Annotated in this window: 12 protein-coding genes; 7 read left to right on the forward strand and 5 right to left on the reverse strand. The window is 72.1% G+C overall.

Annotated features, from left to right (window positions below; all coding sequences use genetic code 11):
* Positions 1–54 precede the first annotated feature (54 nt).
* Positions 55–1,428, reverse strand: coding sequence for a hypothetical protein (locus ABEB28_RS31240; RefSeq protein WP_345731832.1), 1,374 nt, complete (start codon positions 1,426–1,428; stop codon positions 55–57).
* Positions 1,429–1,866: 438 nt separating this feature from the next.
* Between ABEB28_RS31240 and ABEB28_RS31245 the strand changes: the two genes are divergently transcribed.
* From ABEB28_RS31245 to pyrE, 6 genes are all read left to right on the forward strand, one after another.
* The gene (locus tag ABEB28_RS31245) at positions 1,867–2,862 is read left to right on the forward strand and encodes a DUF695 domain-containing protein (RefSeq protein WP_345731833.1); all 996 of its coding nucleotides are present in this window, start codon (positions 1,867–1,869) and stop codon (positions 2,860–2,862) included.
* Positions 2,863–2,986: 124 nt separating this feature from the next.
* Positions 2,987–3,526 (forward strand): hypothetical protein, encoded by a 540-nt coding sequence (locus ABEB28_RS31250; protein ID WP_345731834.1) that lies wholly within the window; start codon positions 2,987–2,989, stop codon positions 3,524–3,526.
* A gap of 79 nt (positions 3,527–3,605) precedes the next feature.
* Positions 3,606–4,406 (forward strand): SDR family NAD(P)-dependent oxidoreductase, encoded by an 801-nt coding sequence (locus tag ABEB28_RS31255; RefSeq protein WP_345731835.1) that lies wholly within the window; start codon positions 3,606–3,608, stop codon positions 4,404–4,406.
* A 30-nt stretch (positions 4,407–4,436) separates the two neighbouring features.
* On the forward strand, positions 4,437–5,492 hold the full coding sequence (locus ABEB28_RS31260) for a GNAT family N-acetyltransferase (RefSeq protein ID WP_345731836.1): 1,056 nt from the start codon (positions 4,437–4,439) through the stop codon (positions 5,490–5,492).
* Between the two features lie 43 nt (positions 5,493–5,535).
* Complete coding sequence (locus tag ABEB28_RS31265) at positions 5,536–6,606, forward strand: NAD-dependent epimerase/dehydratase family protein (RefSeq protein WP_345731837.1); 1,071 nt, start codon at positions 5,536–5,538, stop codon at positions 6,604–6,606.
* A gap of 9 nt (positions 6,607–6,615) precedes the next feature.
* Positions 6,616–7,152: an orotate phosphoribosyltransferase gene (pyrE, locus tag ABEB28_RS31270; RefSeq protein WP_345731838.1), complete on the forward strand. Its 537-nt coding sequence runs from the start codon at positions 6,616–6,618 to the stop codon at positions 7,150–7,152.
* Positions 7,153–7,250: 98 nt separating this feature from the next.
* Here the strand turns inward: pyrE and ABEB28_RS31275 are convergent, their stop codons facing one another.
* The 3 genes from ABEB28_RS31275 to ABEB28_RS31285 form a co-directional block, all read right to left on the reverse strand.
* Positions 7,251–9,071 (reverse strand): hypothetical protein, encoded by a 1,821-nt coding sequence (locus ABEB28_RS31275; RefSeq protein ID WP_345731839.1) that lies wholly within the window; start codon positions 9,069–9,071, stop codon positions 7,251–7,253.
* Between the two features lie 187 nt (positions 9,072–9,258).
* A complete protein-coding gene (locus ABEB28_RS31280) occupies positions 9,259–10,674 on the reverse strand; it encodes a hypothetical protein (RefSeq protein ID WP_345731840.1) in 1,416 nt (471 codons plus the stop codon).
* Between the two features lie 1,300 nt (positions 10,675–11,974).
* A complete protein-coding gene (locus ABEB28_RS31285) occupies positions 11,975–12,712 on the reverse strand; it encodes a DedA family protein (protein ID WP_345731841.1) in 738 nt (245 codons plus the stop codon).
* Between the two features lie 116 nt (positions 12,713–12,828).
* On the opposite strand from ABEB28_RS31285, the gene ABEB28_RS31290 reads away from it, so the two are divergent.
* Positions 12,829–14,193: an FAD-dependent oxidoreductase gene (locus tag ABEB28_RS31290; protein ID WP_345731842.1), complete on the forward strand. Its 1,365-nt coding sequence runs from the start codon at positions 12,829–12,831 to the stop codon at positions 14,191–14,193.
* On the opposite strand, the gene ABEB28_RS31295 is transcribed toward ABEB28_RS31290, so the two are convergent.
* Positions 14,173–14,796: a TetR/AcrR family transcriptional regulator gene (locus tag ABEB28_RS31295; protein WP_345731843.1), complete on the reverse strand. Its 624-nt coding sequence runs from the start codon at positions 14,794–14,796 to the stop codon at positions 14,173–14,175. The genes ABEB28_RS31290 and ABEB28_RS31295 overlap by 21 nt on opposite strands.
* Positions 14,797–14,817 lie beyond the last annotated feature (21 nt).

A 14,817-nucleotide genomic window follows, 5' to 3' on the forward strand; every position in this document is an offset into this window, starting at 1 on the left:
TCCTTCCTGTGATCGGTACCGATCAAGGATCTCCCACGGCCGAAGAGCGGAAACCTACCGGCCCGCGATCGCCGCGCGGAGCGCAGCGGTCTCGTCCTTGTCCGGTCCGTACGCGGCGACCAGGTTTCCGTTGCGGCGGTCGAACTGGGCGACGAACGGCCGCCCGTTGGACGAGCCGAGGTAGGCGGCGGTCGGCGTGCCCTCCGACGACCACGGCACCCGGTCCTTCCCGGCCGCCGCGGCGCGGATCAGCGTCCGCCACTCGGCGAGGTCCTGGTCGGTCGGCGTCCGCTCGTACCAGCCGGGTGCGCTGCGGTCGAACGTCGTCACGACCTCGGCGTCGGTCATCGTCGGAGTCTCGCAACCGGGCGCACCGGGCAGGCAGGCCACCGCTTCCGGAGCCGGGCCGACGGCGCTCGCGTTCGCGCTGACCTGGTACGACGTCGTCGAGCTCCCAGCGCCCGGCGCGGTCGCGGCGGCGTAGAACGACCGCCACGAGGCGGTGGCGATCCGGCACGTAACGGCGGTCGCTGCGGCGGCGGCGACGGCCACGCGCCCGGAGCGGCAGCGGCCGAGCACCCTGCGGCCGCTGATGACCTTGCTGTTGAGAACCGCGGTCACCGGCGTATCGGTCGAGACGTTCCGGATCCGGCCGGTGACCGTGCAGCCCTGGGCGTTGCACGCGCTGCGCAGCGACCCGTCGAAGCGCAGGCTGCGGTAGGCGTCGTAAGTGCCGGTCCGCAGCAGGGGCAGCGCCAGCGCGACGTCCCGAGCGATCTCGGCCGTGGCGGCGGGAGGCGTGACCGCCACCATCAGCGCGACCGGCCGGCTCTCCTCCGTCAGCAGCTCGCCTTCCAGCCGCACGACCTGGTGCGGCTTCGTGACCGTGACCCAGAGCGCGCCGGCCGATGCCTCGACCCGCCGCGCCTTCATGCCGTTGATCTCGGTCGTGGGCGGCATGTCGTCGAGCTCCAACGAGCCGAACCCGTCGTCGACGGCGGTCGCCAGGTCCTCCGGGCGCAGCGTCTCGGCGAGGTCGAGGCCGATCGTGGTGTCGGCGATCGCGACCCACACCCGGTCGTAGGTCTCCGCCCGGTTGTCGGTTCCCCACCAGGCAGCGCGTGCCCGCACGTAGGTCGTGGAGTCGACGACCAGTACGTCGCCGACGGTTCCGTGGCGTCGGATCTTTCCCGCTCCGTCGCCGGCGCCGTTGATGCGGACGTCGATCGCCAGCTCTTCCCCGGCCGCAGTCTCCACCGTGCCGTGGACCCGGACGCCGTCCGCCGTCCGCAGGGCGGAGGTGGCGGCCCGGACGTGGTTGGCGACCGAGTCGTACGTGACCATCTTTCCGTCGATCGGGCTGCAGCCCGTCAAGGCGAGCACGAGCACCGCAGCGCTCGCCAGCAGGACCGACCCCCGGAAACGCAAGCGGACACGCCTCCCCGTCTGCCATCGGCTATTCGTCCGAAGCGTCAGTTTACGGACGCCACTGTCCGGACTCACCGTAGCGACCCCTCGCACCCGTACTTGTAGTAGGCGGGACATTACGGGCTACCCTCCGCCTTCCCGTTCAGTCACGATTCGTCCCATCCGAGCCGGGCCGCGCTTCCGTCCCGTCCTGATGGGTCGAAGCCTCAATGATCCGAAGCCGCCGCCGTTTCGGATTGGTCCGTCGGGTACCTGACGCAGAAATCCGTCCCTACTACGCGAAGGCTGCGTCGCGCCGATAACCGCAGCCCGGCTAATCCGAGCGATTCGCCCGATCGGGCCACGCCGCGCGAGCGTGCGGTCACCTGACGTCATCGATCGGATGTCTGGGCCGGACCGCTGCGGCGGGCGCTGGCGCGGGTTGGCAAACTGCCTTCCATGGCGCTGTTCGAACGTCGCACGCGCGACCCCCGGGACAGCATTGCCGCGTTCTGGAGCTGGTGGGCACGCGCTCGCGACCAAGTGGGCGCCGGGCTCGACCGCGACGACCTCGGCAAGCTGCATCGAGACCTCACCGGACGAGTCCGCGCCATCCATCCGGAGCTGGCCTGGGAACTGACGTCCGGACGCGAGGCCAAGCACGCGCTGGTGGTCAGCCCGGAGGGCTCTCCGGCGTTGCGTCCGGTGACCGAACGCTGGCTGCGGGCCGGGCCGGGACCGGACGCCGACTGGGAGTACTACGCCTCCCGGCAGCCCGATCCGGCGGCGTACACCGGCTCGGTCCAGCTCGGGGGCCGGCCGTTCCACCCGGGCTCCGCCCGGTTCGGATTCGAGATCGACCTCGACCGCGCACGGGTGCACGTGGCGGTCTGGCACCCCGACTTTCCCCGGTTGGACGAGGCGATCCGGCTGCAGGCGTCGTTCCTGCTCCTCGACTGGGCCCTCGGTGAGGACGACGTCGAGCGCTGGCTGGGCGAGGTCAAGGTCACCGGGGAGGACCAGCCGTACGGCGTCGACGCGCTGCGCGCGGCTGTGGCGGAGCTGGCTGCCCACTACAAGCACGGTGAGTGGGTGACCGTGGACGGGTTCGACGACCGTGACCGGCCGGTCGCGGTCCGGGTTCGGGTGCCGTTCGCCCGCCTCGACTATCCGCTCTACGACCTGCACGGACGAGTGCGGATGGCGTTCGCGCCCGGCTCGGCGGAGGAGGCCGCGCTCGACGGCATCCAGAACGGGTTGCTGGGTCGGCTCGGTGACTCCGCCGTGCTGGTGGCGGTCGTGACCGTCTCCGGCGTCCGCACGCTGCACCTCTACGCGGACAGCAACGGCGTGGTGCCGGACCAGGTGGCGGCTTGGGCGACGCAGCAGTCCATCCAGATCACGCCGGAGTGGCGTCCCGATCCCGGCTGGGAAGCGGTTCGCGGCCTCTACTGAGACGGCTCCACCGCACCACGGGGTGAACGATCTCAGTCAACTCACATCTGTCACTTAAGGAATCGACCGTTCTACGGCAGGGTAAGGGGCCTGCACTCGGCTCATACCCGCAGAGAGGAACGGCATGACCAACACACCGCCCCCGCCGTACGCCGCACCACCGCCGGTACCCGGCCAGGAGCCACGCCCTCCGCGGCCGACCACGGTCACCGCAGCGGCCGGCATTCTGGTGGGTCTCGCGGTTTTATCTCTCATCAGCGTGATCGTCTCGATGCTCACCCGGGACACCGTCCAGCGGGCCACCGACGAGTACCTGGAGGCGAACAACACCACCAGCGGTGGTAGTTCGACGCTCCAGGAAGTCATCGGCATCGTGTTCGGCCTGCTCTTCGCTGCGGCATTCGTCGCGCTCGCGCTCGGCGTCCTGCGTGGCTCGAACGTCGCCCGGATCATCACCTGGGTGGTCTCCGGCCTGGCGCTCTGCTGCGTCGGCGTCGGGACGGCCGCGTCGCTGCTGGTCATCGCGAAGTACCTGCCGGGCGGGTACCTCGCCTACTCGTACACGCTCACCGCTGTCGAGCTGATCGGGTTCATCGCGGTCATCGTGCTGTTGGCGCTGCCGGCGTCCAACGCCTACTTCCGCAAGCCGCAGGCTGGGTTCTGATCTCCACCGACGCGGGGTCGACGGCGCAGGCCGTCGGCCCCGCGTCGTGTCAGTAGCGCTGATCCGGAAGGATGCACGCATGACGACAGCACTGGTCACCGGCGCGACGGCCGGGCTCGGCGCAGCGTTCGCCCGGGCACTCGCCGCCGAGCGACGCGACCTGGTCCTGGTTGCTCGCGACGCCGACCGCCTCGCCGCGACGGCGACGGAACTGACCGAGAAGTACTCCGTCGAGGTCGAGGTACTCCCCGCCGACCTGGTCAGCGACGAGGGCTGCGCGTTGGTCGAGGCCCGCTTGGCGGACGCCGCTCGCCCGGTGGAGCTGCTGGTCAACAACGCGGGCATCGGGCTCCGCTCGGGCTTCGTCGAGAACACGATCGACGACGAGGAGCGCATGCTGCGGCTCAACGTCCGGGCGGTCATGCGGCTCACCCACGCGGCGGTGCCGGGGATGATCGCGCGCGGTCACGGCGACGTGCTCAACGTGTCGTCGGTCGCGGGCTTCGGACCTACCGCGCCGGGCTCGACGTACTCGGCCACCAAAGCCTGGGTGACGACGTTCAGCGAGTCGGTGCACCTCACGCTGAAGCACCAGGGCGTCCGAGTGATCGCGCTGTGCCCCGGCTTCGTCCGCACCGAGTTCCACCAGCGTGCGGACATCCCGACCGGCGACATCCCGGACGCGCTCTGGCTCGACGCCGACAAGGTCGTTCGGGACGCGCTCGCCGACCTGCGCCGGGGCCGCCCCACCAGCGTGCCGAGCGTCCGCTACAAAGTTCTGGGCGGGATCGTGCGCTACGCACCACGCCCGGTTTACCTCCGGTTGATCGGGCGCGCCGCGAAGACCGTCGGCAGGACGACTACACCGCCGAGAGACTGAACGGGCGTCGAGTCGCCCAGGGGTGATCGCGTGCAGACGTTGACGGTGGAGGCGGTAGACCCGCGGAGCGACGAGGCGTTCCGGCGCTGGTTCTCGGTGCTGACCGCCGCGCACCCGGTCGACCAGCCGCACCTGCCCCCGCCGGTGCTCACCGAGGCGCGGGACGACGCGCCGCCGCCCGACGACCCGTACGACCGCTGGCACCACCTGGTCGCCGTGGCCGGAGGCGAGAGCGTTGGCGCGGCGCGGATCGAGCTGACGTCCGACAGCCCGAACCTGGCGTACTTCGAACTCGTCGTCCGTCCGGACCAGCGCCGCCGAGGGATCGGCTCGGCGCTGCTCGCGGGCGTGGAGAGCTGGGTGCTCGGGTCGGGCCGTGCGGTGGCGCTCAGCGAGACGCGGCGTCCGTTCCAGGATGAGCGGGAGGGCGGCGCAGGGCCCGACGGTGGTGCGGCGTTCGCGGAGAGACACGGCTACCGCGCCGGCCCGGTCTCGGTGCTGCGGACGCTGGATCTTCCGGTAGCGGAGCAGCGACTGGCCGCCGCCGATCCCGGCCCGGTGCCCGGCTACCGGGTGGTGACGTGGACTGATCGCTGCCCGGAGGAGTTGCTGGAGGCGCGCGCCGCGCTCAACACGGAGATGTCCACAGATGATCCGGCGGCCGGTACACACCGTCAGGCCGAGGTGTGGGACGGCGCCCGGGTGCGGGCGTACGAGGACCGGTCGATCAGCCACGGGCGGCGTAAGTTGTGCGCCGGCGCCGTCCACGAGCGCACCGGCGAGCTGGTCGCGGCGACGGTGATCGCCGGCGTCGGTGCGCAGCGGACCCACGTTCACCAGTGGGGGACGGTCGTGGGACGGAAGCACCGCGGGCATCGACTCGGGATGCTCGTGAAGGTCGCGAACCTGCGGCACCTGGCTTCCGCGTGGCCCGAGGCGCGGCAGATCTCGTCGTGGAACGGCGATGCGAACGCGTCGATGATCGCGATCAACGCGGCCCTCGGGTACCGGGTCGTCGGTGACGGGACCGATTGGGAGAAGGTGCTCGGCTCCAGCCCCAGCGTCGGAGAGCGCGTTCGCCGGTAGCCGAACCGGTCGGATTCCCGGCCCCGGCGGGTGAGGGTGGGGCATGCGACTTCTCGTACTCGGTGGAACGAAGCTTCTCGGGAGTGCGGTGGTACGTGCTGCCCTGGATGCCGGCTGGCACGTCACGACGCTGACCCGAGGTCTCCACGGTGCGCCGCCGCCGGGTGTCGACGCCCGGACCGGTGACCGGACGACACCCGCCGGGTTGGCCGCGCTCGGCGACGACGAGTGGGACGTCTGCATCGACACGTCGGGGTACGTGCCGCGGGACGTCCGGCTGAGTGCGCGGACGCTCGCCGGCCGGGTCGGACGCTACGTGTTCGTCTCGACCGTCAACGTGTACCCGGACTGGCCGGAGCGGCCGGTGACCAGCTCCTCCCCGGTCAGCGACTGCCCGCCCGACGCTGGACCGGACGACGGTGACTACGGGTACCTGAAGTCCGGATGCGAACGGGCGGTGCTCGAGTCGTTTCCGGACGCCACGACGATCAACCGCGCGGGGCTGATCTTCGGTCCGCGGGACAACATCGCCCGGGTGTCGTGGTGGGTCCAACGGGTGGCGGCCGGCGGCGAGGTGCTGGCACCGGGGCGTCCGGACCAACCGCTGGCGCTGATCGACGCGCGGGACATGGCGGAGTGGATGCTGGGCGCGCCGCCCGGTGCGTTCGTCGTCAACTCGGCCGCGGGTACCCAGACGTTCGGGTCCCTGCTCGCCACCGCGCGGGACGTCACCGGGTCGGACGCGCGCTTCACCTGGGCGGACGACCAGGTGCTGCTGGACGCGTCGGTGGAGCCGTGGACCGAGCTGCCGCTCTGGCTGCCTGAGTCGATGTCCGGGCACGCGTGGGATCTGGACGTGTCCGGCGCGTACGCAACCGGTCTGCGCATCCGCCCGCTGGCTGAGTCGATGTCCGGGCACGCGTGGGATCTGGACGTGTCCGGCGCGTACGCAACCGGTCTGCGCATCCGCCCGCTGGCTGAGTCGCTGGCCGACGTCTGGGAGTGGGTGCGGGAGCACGGGCTGCCCTCGCCCGAGGACGCCGAGCGCCCCACCGAGCTGGAGAAGCGGATGTCCCGCGAGCGCGAGCAGAAGATCCTCACGGGCCTCGCCTAGGCTGGCGGCGTGGCCGACCGTGATGAGCTCCTCGACCTGATCCGTGACCTCGCCGTCGTGCACGGCAAGGTGACCCTCAGCAGTGGCCGTGAGGCCGACTACTACGTCGACCTGCGCCGGGTGACGCTGCACCACGCGGCGGCGCCGCTGATCGGCGGTGTCCTGCTCGACACCACGGCCGATTGGTCGTTCGACGCCGTCGGTGGGCTGACGCTCGGCGCCGACCCGGTCGCCGCCGCGATGCTGCACGCCGCCGCCGCGCGAGGCCGCAAGCTCGACGCGTTCGTCGTCCGCAAGGGCGAGAAGGCCCACGGCCTGCAGCGACGGATCGAGGGCCCGGACGTGGCCGGGCGTCGCGTCCTCGCGGTGGAGGACACGTCGACCACCGGCGGCAGCGTGCTCACCGCGGTGGAAGCCCTGCGGGCAGCGGGCGCGGAGGTCGTCGGTGTGGCGGTCGTCGTCGACCGGGGAGCCGGACCGGCCGTCGAGGCGGCCGGCCTGCCGTACCGCGCCGCCTACTCGCTCGCCGACCTCGACCTCAGCTGAACCGTCCGGCTCGGCAGCGAGCGCAGCCGGGCCACTGACGGCGGAGACGCGAACGGCCCACCGCGGAGCGCGGCGGGCCGTTCGGCGGCGAGACGGAGTCAGCTCGGCTGCGGCGCCTGGCTGCGGACGTCGTTGAGCGACTTGTGCATCTCGTCCTTGTACTTGTCCGGCGACTGGAACCAGACGCCGACCTGGTAGGTCAGGGTGCCGCCCGGCTTGTCGGCGAAGAAGTGGCTGAAGTCGACTGCGTAGAACCCGTCGTCGTTCTTCGGGATCTCGACGTACGTGGTCGTGGCGTCGGACTTCTTGAGGTTGGGCTCTTCCTCGTCGTCGAACCAGGCCTCGTTCATCGTCTGCTGCTCGGTCGCCGTGCAGCCGGTCGGGCAGCGCCGCAGCATGATGTTGAAACGCTGCTGGTGACTGGTGCCCTCGGTCTTGACGCAGCCCCACGCGTTGGCGTCCGGGAGCTCGTCGATGGAGCCGCGCAGGCAGCTCCAGCCCTCCGGCAGACGGAACGCGAACGGCCAGCCGGTCAGGTCGAGCAGCTGGGTCTTGTCCTCGCTCCCCCAGGTCGGACCGATGACGGTGACGGGCTCGGCGTCCTCGCGGATCGTCGGCGTCGTGCTCGGGAGCGGCGACCGGGACGGCGTCGGACTCGGGCCAGCGGTCTCGGCCGGCAGTGGGCTGGCCGACGGCTTCGGCTTGGCGACCGGCTGCTTCGCCTTGTCGTCGTCGCCGCTGTTGATGAACACCACCGCGAAACCTACGGCGACGATCACCAGGGCGGTCACCGCGGCGATCAGCCCGATCAGCATGCCGGCACTACGTCGGTTGGGGTCGTCCGAGGGCGGCGGGGCTGCGTAGGGCGAAGCGACGCCGTTCGGGTCGTGCGGGACGGCGGGGTCGCCGTAGGCCGGTGCGCCCTGGTCCGGGTAGCCGCCGCCCTGGGCGGGATAACCGCCACCTTGGTCGGGATAGCCGCCGCCCTGGTCGGGATAGCCGCCGCCCTGGTCGGGGCTGACGTAGCCGCCCGCAGCGAACGAGGCCGGAGGCCCGGAGTGCGGTGGTGCGGACTGGGGCGGTGCCGACTGGGGGTCCGGCTGGCCGATCGGTGACGAGAACGGGTCGCTCGCCGGCGGCCCGGACTGGGGCGGCCCCGCCTGCGGTGCTCCGAACTGCGGGGGTCCGGACTGCGGCGGTCCGTACTGCGGTGGCCCGGACTGGGGCGGAGCGAACGGGGATGGGGTCTGCGGTGGCCCCGATTGGGGAACTCCGGACTGGGGCGCCGCGGAGACGGGTGCGGAGTACGGCGTCGAGGAGACCGGCGGGGAGTACTGCTCGGCTGCGGGCGGCCCGGCCTGGGTCGGCATCTGCGGCTGGCCGGGATAGGGCTGCCCGGGACCCGGCGGCTGGCCGGGGTACGAGGGTTGGCCGGGGTACGAGGGCTGGCCGGGGTAGGACGCCTGCGGCTGCCCGTACGGCTGCTGGCCCGGGTACTGTCCGGGCGCTGCCCACTGCGGATTCGGCGCGCCCGGCGCCATACCGGCCAGCGCGGCGCCGACCAGCGCGGTGGGGTCGGTGCCCGGCGGCAGCGCCTGCGGAATCACGTTCAGGATGCGCTCGACGCCACGTCGTCCGGGCTCGTACCGACTGGCCACCCAGGGCCGCTGCCCCTGCAGGTCGCCGGCGTGCGCGGCGACGAACTGCGGATTGGTCGGGTCGACCGATGCGCGGTCGCGATTGACCAGGTCGGCGAATGCGTTCCGCCACGCCGGGTCGGCGCCGGCCTCCTGGGTGAGCGCGACCATCACGACCGGGCGTCCGCCCTGGTCGACACCGCTGAACAAGTCGGCCACCGCTGCGTGGTGCACCAGCCGGACCTGGGTGAACGCGCCTAACTCGTCGCCGGGTTGGGTCATCGGGGTTCTCGCTCCACTCGCTTCCATGCGTGACCCGGCACCGGACCGGCCCCGTTGGCCCAGTGATGTTACGGCCCTGAGTGACAGGTCAGCCCGGCCGAGGCTACACGGCCCGGTCACCCCGGGAGGCAGTTGCGCCTCCGTCCGCGGCCCGGTAACAACCCGGAAATCACGAACCAGGGAAACGTTAAGGCGTCTGGGTCCGGATGTCGTTGGTGACCTTCTGAAGCTCGGCCTGTTCGGAGGGCGGGCTCGTGCCGACGACGACGACCTGCCAGCGCAGTGGTTCGCCGCGCCCGTCGCCGAAGAAGTGACTCATGACCAGCCGGTACTCGTTGTACTTGGCATCGGCCGACTCGTGGTAGCTCGTCGTCGCGTCGCCCCTGGTGAGGGGACCGGGCACGTCGTTGGTCAGTAGGGTCTGCTCCGCGCCGTCGCACGGCGCGTCGCACTCGCGGACACCGATCTCCACGAGGGTTCCCGCGCGGCCAGGCGGGCGGCACACGGCGCCGTCGCTGTTCTTCCCGTCGACGACCTGCGCTCCGTCGCACATCCAGCCGACCGGGACGCGGAACGCGAACGGCCATCCCGCACGCTGTTCGGTGCGCGTCTGCTCGCCGGAGGCGAATACCGCGCCGACGACCACGACCTGCAGCTCCTGCTTGAGCTCCGGAAGATTGCCCGCGCGCTGTTGGGCGTTACGGCTAGGGGCCGACGCGACGGACTCGGAGGCTGCCGGAGTGGAGGACGACGGAGCCTCGTCGTCGTTACCGCCGGACACCGCGAAGATCGTCACCAGCCCGCAGACTGCGAGAACGACCACGGTGAGGACGGCGACCAACGCCAGGACCGCCGTCCGTGCGCCGTTCCGCCGAGGTGGCTGGGGCTGGGGCTGCGGTTGGGGCGGCAGCTGCGGCCGTGGGAACGAACCGGTGTTGCTCGCGATCGGTCCGCCGGGGCCCGGCCCGCCCCGGCCGCCAGGCGCACCGGGTCCGCCCTGGCCACCCGGTCCGGTCGGGCCACCCGGTCCGGTCGGGCCACCCGGTCCGGTCGGGCCACCCGGTCCGGTCGGGCCACCCGGTCCGGTCGGGCCACCCGGTCCGGTCGGGCCACCCGGTCCGGTCGGGCCACCCGGTCCGGTCGGGCCACCCGGTCCGGTCGGGCCACCCGGTCCGGTCGGGCCACCCGGTCCGGTCGGGCCACCCGGTCCGGTCGGGCCACCCGGTCCGGTCGGGCCACCCGGTCCGGTCGGGCCACCCGGTCCGGTCGGGCCACCCGGTCCGGTCGGGCCACCCGGTCCGGTCGGGCCACCCGGTCCGGTCGGGCCACCCGGTCCGGTCGGGCCACCCGGTCCGGTCGGGCCACCCGGTCCGGTCGGGCCACCCGGTCCGGTCGGGCCACCCGGTCCGGTCGGGCCACCCGGTCCGGTCGGGCCACCCGGTCCGGTCGGGCCACCCGGTCCGGTCGGGCCACCCGGTCCGGTCGGGCCACCCGGTCCGGTCGGGCCACCTGGTCCGGTCGGGCCACCCGGTCCGGTCGGGGCACCTGCGGCCGGGCCCGGCGAGCGCTGTGCCGTCGGCGGGCCCGGGTGGGGGATGGGCACTGTCGGGTTGTGAGCCCCGGGAGGGAGCGGGCCGTGTTTCGGTGCGCCCTCGGCACGCACCGCGGCGTCGCCCGCTCGGCCGGCCGGTGTGCCGGCGTGCACGGGGGAGCCAGGCTGCGGAACCGGCGAGCCGGCCGCACCGTCGGGTCCGGCCGGCGCGGAGGGTGCGGTTGCGGGGGAGGCTGCTGCGGGTGGCGCGGACGCCGCCGCCGGTGACCCGGTGGGCTCGACGGCGGGGATCGGCTCGGTCACCTGGGACCCGCTGGTCGGTGCGGCTGCGTCACCGGTCGCGGTGGGGGCGTTCGGTCCGGACGTCCCAGCGGGTTGCCCAGTCGGTATCGGCGCTGTCGGCTGGCCGGAGTCGGCGATCGGGGCGCCGGGCGAACTCATCGGCGCTTGCGGGGCCGGTTGTCCGGACGCGGGCTGCCCCGAGGCGGGCTGCCCCGAGGCGGGCTGCCCCGAGGCGGGCTGGGCCGAGGCGGGCTGGGCCGACGTCGGCTGGGGCGGCGTCGGCTGGGGCGGCGCGGAGGGCTGGCCGGCCGCGGCCGGTGACTGCGGCTGCTGCCCGGAGAACGCCCCCTGCTGCTGGGGAGCCGCCTGCGGCGCGGGCCGGGGGGCCGGTGGCTGCGGACCTGGCTGGTTCGGGTGCGGCGCCATGGGCTGCGGCCCGGCCTGCCCCGCTTGGCCGACACCGGGCTGGCCGACGCCCGGCTGCGGTGAACCAGGGTGGGGTGAACCAGGGTGCGGTGAACCAGGGTGCGGCGAGCCCGGCTGCGGCGGACGGGGAGCGTGGAGCAGCGCGCTCGGGTCGGTGCCCTCGGGTACCGCGCCGGGCAGGGCCGTCAGGATCCGCTCGGCACCACGTCGACCTGGCACGATGCGGCTGGCCGCCCAGGGACGGCGTCCGTATAAATCGCTGACGTGCACCGGGACGTCGAGAGGGCCGAGCGTCGTGGCGTCCTTCGCCACCGCATCGGTGAACTCGGCCGACCAGTTCGGGTCGCGCCCGGCCTGCTCGGTGAGCGCGATCAGCACGACCGGACGCCGTCCGTTGCGCTCGAAGCCGGTGAACAGCTCCACGGTCGGCGTGTGGTGGATCAGACGCAGACCGGTGAACGGGCCGAGATCGCTCGCCGACGTCGTCATGTGCCTTCTCCGCCCGGGTCGACCGCCGTAGATCGATGCGGCCAGTTCTCGCTGTTCCGAGGCCGATGCCACGGCTGAGCTGGCTCGGAGACTAGCAGCGTGGAGCCAGCGCGGTCCGGTGTCCTCGCGTGCCCGGTCGACTATCCGACAGCGGTCAGAACTTCGGCGGCGTACCGGACCCGAGCGGCGCCTCGTCGGCGGCCGCCTCGGGCTCGTTCTTCTTGTGCCGACGACTGCGGATCCACTCGATCAGGACCGGCAGGATCGAGAGGAAGATGATGAACGCGATGCCGGGCACGAGGTACTTGTCGATCGGGAAGTTCTCGTCCACGACGTCGCCGAGGAAGTACCCGAGCAGCACGATTCCGTCGACCCAGAGGATCGCGCCGACCACGTTCCACAGGAAGAACTGCCTGGTGGGCATGCCGAGCATTCCGGCGACCGGGTTGAGGAACGTCCGCACGATCGGAATGAACCGAGCGAACACGACGGCCTTGGCCGGACCGAACTTCACGAAAGCCTGCTCGGCCTTCTCCACGTAGATGCCCTTGAACAGCCGCGAGTTGGGCCGGTCGAACAGTCGCCTGCCGTACTTGGCGCCGAGGAAGTGCCCGAATTGGGCCCCGGCGATCGCGCAGATGGGACCGCCGATCAGCATGCCCGGGAGGCTCAGCGACGCGCCGACGATCGTCGCGCCGGTCGCCGACGTCGCGATCCCGGCGAGGAAGAGCAGCGAGTCGCCAGGCAGGAAGAAGCCCAGCAGCAGGCCGGTCTCGGCGAAGAGGATCGCCCAGATGCCGAACAGGCCGAAGGTCGTGACCAGATACTTCGGATCGATCGGGTTCGCGGCGAGCAGCTCGTTGGCGGCGTGGACGGTCTCGGATACCTGCACGCGCCGAGGCTACCGTGGCTTTCCTAGGAGCCGCCTGAGCCCGTTCCCGGCGTCTGCTGTACGCCTACGTAGCGTTACCTGCTGTTGAAGAGCGCACCGCGCGTTAGCGTGTGGGGATGGCAGAGCGGCTGATCGTGATCGGCGCTGACGCGGCCGGGATGAGCGCGGCCAGTCAGGCGCGGCGTCGGCGCGATCATCGGGACCTGGAGATCGTCGCCTTCGAGCGGGGAACGCACACGTCGTACTCCGCCTGCGGCATCCCGTACTGGATCGCCGGGCTGGTCGACGAGCGCGACGACCTGATTGCCCGCACCCCCGAACAGCATCGCGACCGGGACATCGATGTCCGCACCGGCCACACGGTCCTGGGCATCGACCTCGACCGCCGGACGGTTACGGTGCGCGAGCCGCTCGGCGACGAGAGCTCCCACGAATTCGACCAGTTGATGGTGGCCACCGGCGGCGAACCGGTCCGGCCGGACTGGCCGGGCATCGACGGCCGCGGCGTGCACGGCGTCCAGACGCTCGACGACGGCGAGGCGGTCAGCGCGTCGCTGCGGTCCCGGGACGCCAAGCGGGCGGTCGTGATCGGCGGCGGGTACATCGGCGTCGAGATGGCCGAGGCGCTGATCCGGCACGATCTCCAGGTGACACTGGTCGAGCGCGCCGAGCAGCCGATGAACACGCTCGACCCGGACATGGGGGCGCTGGTCACCGATGCGCTGAAGGGCTTCGGGGTGGACGTCCGGACCGGCGTGACGGTGCAGGGCGTCGAGCTGGACGACGACGGCTGGGTGCGTGCGGTCGCCACCGACGCGGGTGAGTTCGCGGCCGACGTCGTGGTGCTCGGGCTCGGCACCCGTCCCGGCGTGACGCTGGCCCGGGACGCCGGCCTGCCGATCGGGCCGAGCGGCGGCATCGTCACCGACCGCCGGATGCGCGTTCCGGGGCATGACGGCATCTGGGCTGCCGGTGACTGCGTCGAGGTGGTGCACCGGGTGACCGGGCGTCCGGCGGCGATCCCGCTCGGCACGCACGCGAACAAACAGGGACGTGTCGCGGGCATCAACATCGGCGGCGGGTACGCGACGTTCCCCGGCGTCGTCGGTACCGCGGTGACGAAGGTCTGCGAACTGGAGATCGCCCGCACCGGGCTCCGCGAAGCCGAGGCCGAGGAGGCGGGGTTCGCGGTGGTCAGCGCCTCGATCGAGTCCCACACGGTCGCGGGTTACTACCCGGGAGCGAACACCGTCACGGTGAAGCTGGTCGCCGAACGGGGCACCGGGCGACTGCTCGGCGGACAGATCGTCGGGGGAAACGGGGCCGCGAAACGGATCGACGTGCTGGCGGTCGCGCTCTGGAACGGGATGACGGTCGACGAGATGACCGGCCTCGACCTCGGGTACGCGCCCCCGTTCTCGCCGGTCTGGGATCCCGTCCTCGTCGCTGCTCGAGCGGCGTCAGACGCGGTGCACGGCTGACTCGAGCAGCCGGGTAATCATGTCGTCGACCTGGGCGTCCAGATCGGGCCAGGGGAAGTTGGGTCGGGCCTGACGCAACATCACGATGCCGTGCAGCGCGCACCAGAACTGCATGGTGAAGAGGTTCGCGTCGACGTCGTCCGGCAGCGCCTGCCGGACGATCCGCAACACGGCGTCGTAGGCCCCGACACCCAGATATTGGACGCCCTCGGGCAGCGGTACGCGCTCCGCGGTGAACAGCACCCGGTACCGCGCGGGCTCGCGCATGCCCGAGTCCACATAGGCGTGGGAGATCGCCAGGATTCGCTCCCTGGGATCGTCGCCGGCAGCGGAGGCCGCGGATTCGACCTCCTCGGTGAGCATGTCGAGCCAGCGGCTCTTCACCGCCCGCTGGAGCGCGCCGATGTCGTCGAAGTGCAGGTAGATCGACGTGGTGGCGACCCCGACCTTCCGGGCGACCGCCCGTAGCGAGAGCGCGCTCGGTTCTCCGGTCTCGTTCAGCAAGCCGCATGCCGCGCTGACGATCTCTTCCCGCAGTCGATCGCCCTCCCCGCGCCTGGCCGGACGGCGCCGAGGGCTGTTCGTCGTCACTTCGGCAGACATGCGCTCCCTCTCTCCGCGCTC

This window comes from Cryptosporangium minutisporangium (genome assembly GCF_039536245.1).
In the GTDB taxonomy this organism is placed as follows: domain Bacteria; phylum Actinomycetota; class Actinomycetes; order Mycobacteriales; family Cryptosporangiaceae; genus Cryptosporangium; species Cryptosporangium minutisporangium.

Bases quoted from the DNA above. Each gene is read 5' to 3' on its own strand.
- ABEB28_RS31245 (WP_345731833.1), top strand. From the start codon at position 1,867: ATGGCGCTGTTCGAACGTCGCACGCGCGACCCCCGGGACAGCATTGCC.
- ABEB28_RS31250 (WP_345731834.1), top strand. From the start codon at position 2,987: ATGACCAACACACCGCCCCCGCCGTACGCCGCACCACCGCCGGTACCC.
- ABEB28_RS31255 (WP_345731835.1), top strand. From the start codon at position 3,606: ATGACGACAGCACTGGTCACCGGCGCGACGGCCGGGCTCGGCGCAGCG.
- ABEB28_RS31265 (WP_345731837.1), top strand. From the start codon at position 5,536: ATGCGACTTCTCGTACTCGGTGGAACGAAGCTTCTCGGGAGTGCGGTG.
- ABEB28_RS31275 (WP_345731839.1), bottom strand. From the start codon at position 9,071: ATGACCCAACCCGGCGACGAGTTAGGCGCGTTCACCCAGGTCCGGCTG.
- ABEB28_RS31290 (WP_345731842.1), top strand. From the start codon at position 12,829: ATGGCAGAGCGGCTGATCGTGATCGGCGCTGACGCGGCCGGGATGAGC.
- ABEB28_RS31295 (WP_345731843.1), bottom strand. From the start codon at position 14,796: ATGTCTGCCGAAGTGACGACGAACAGCCCTCGGCGCCGTCCGGCCAGG.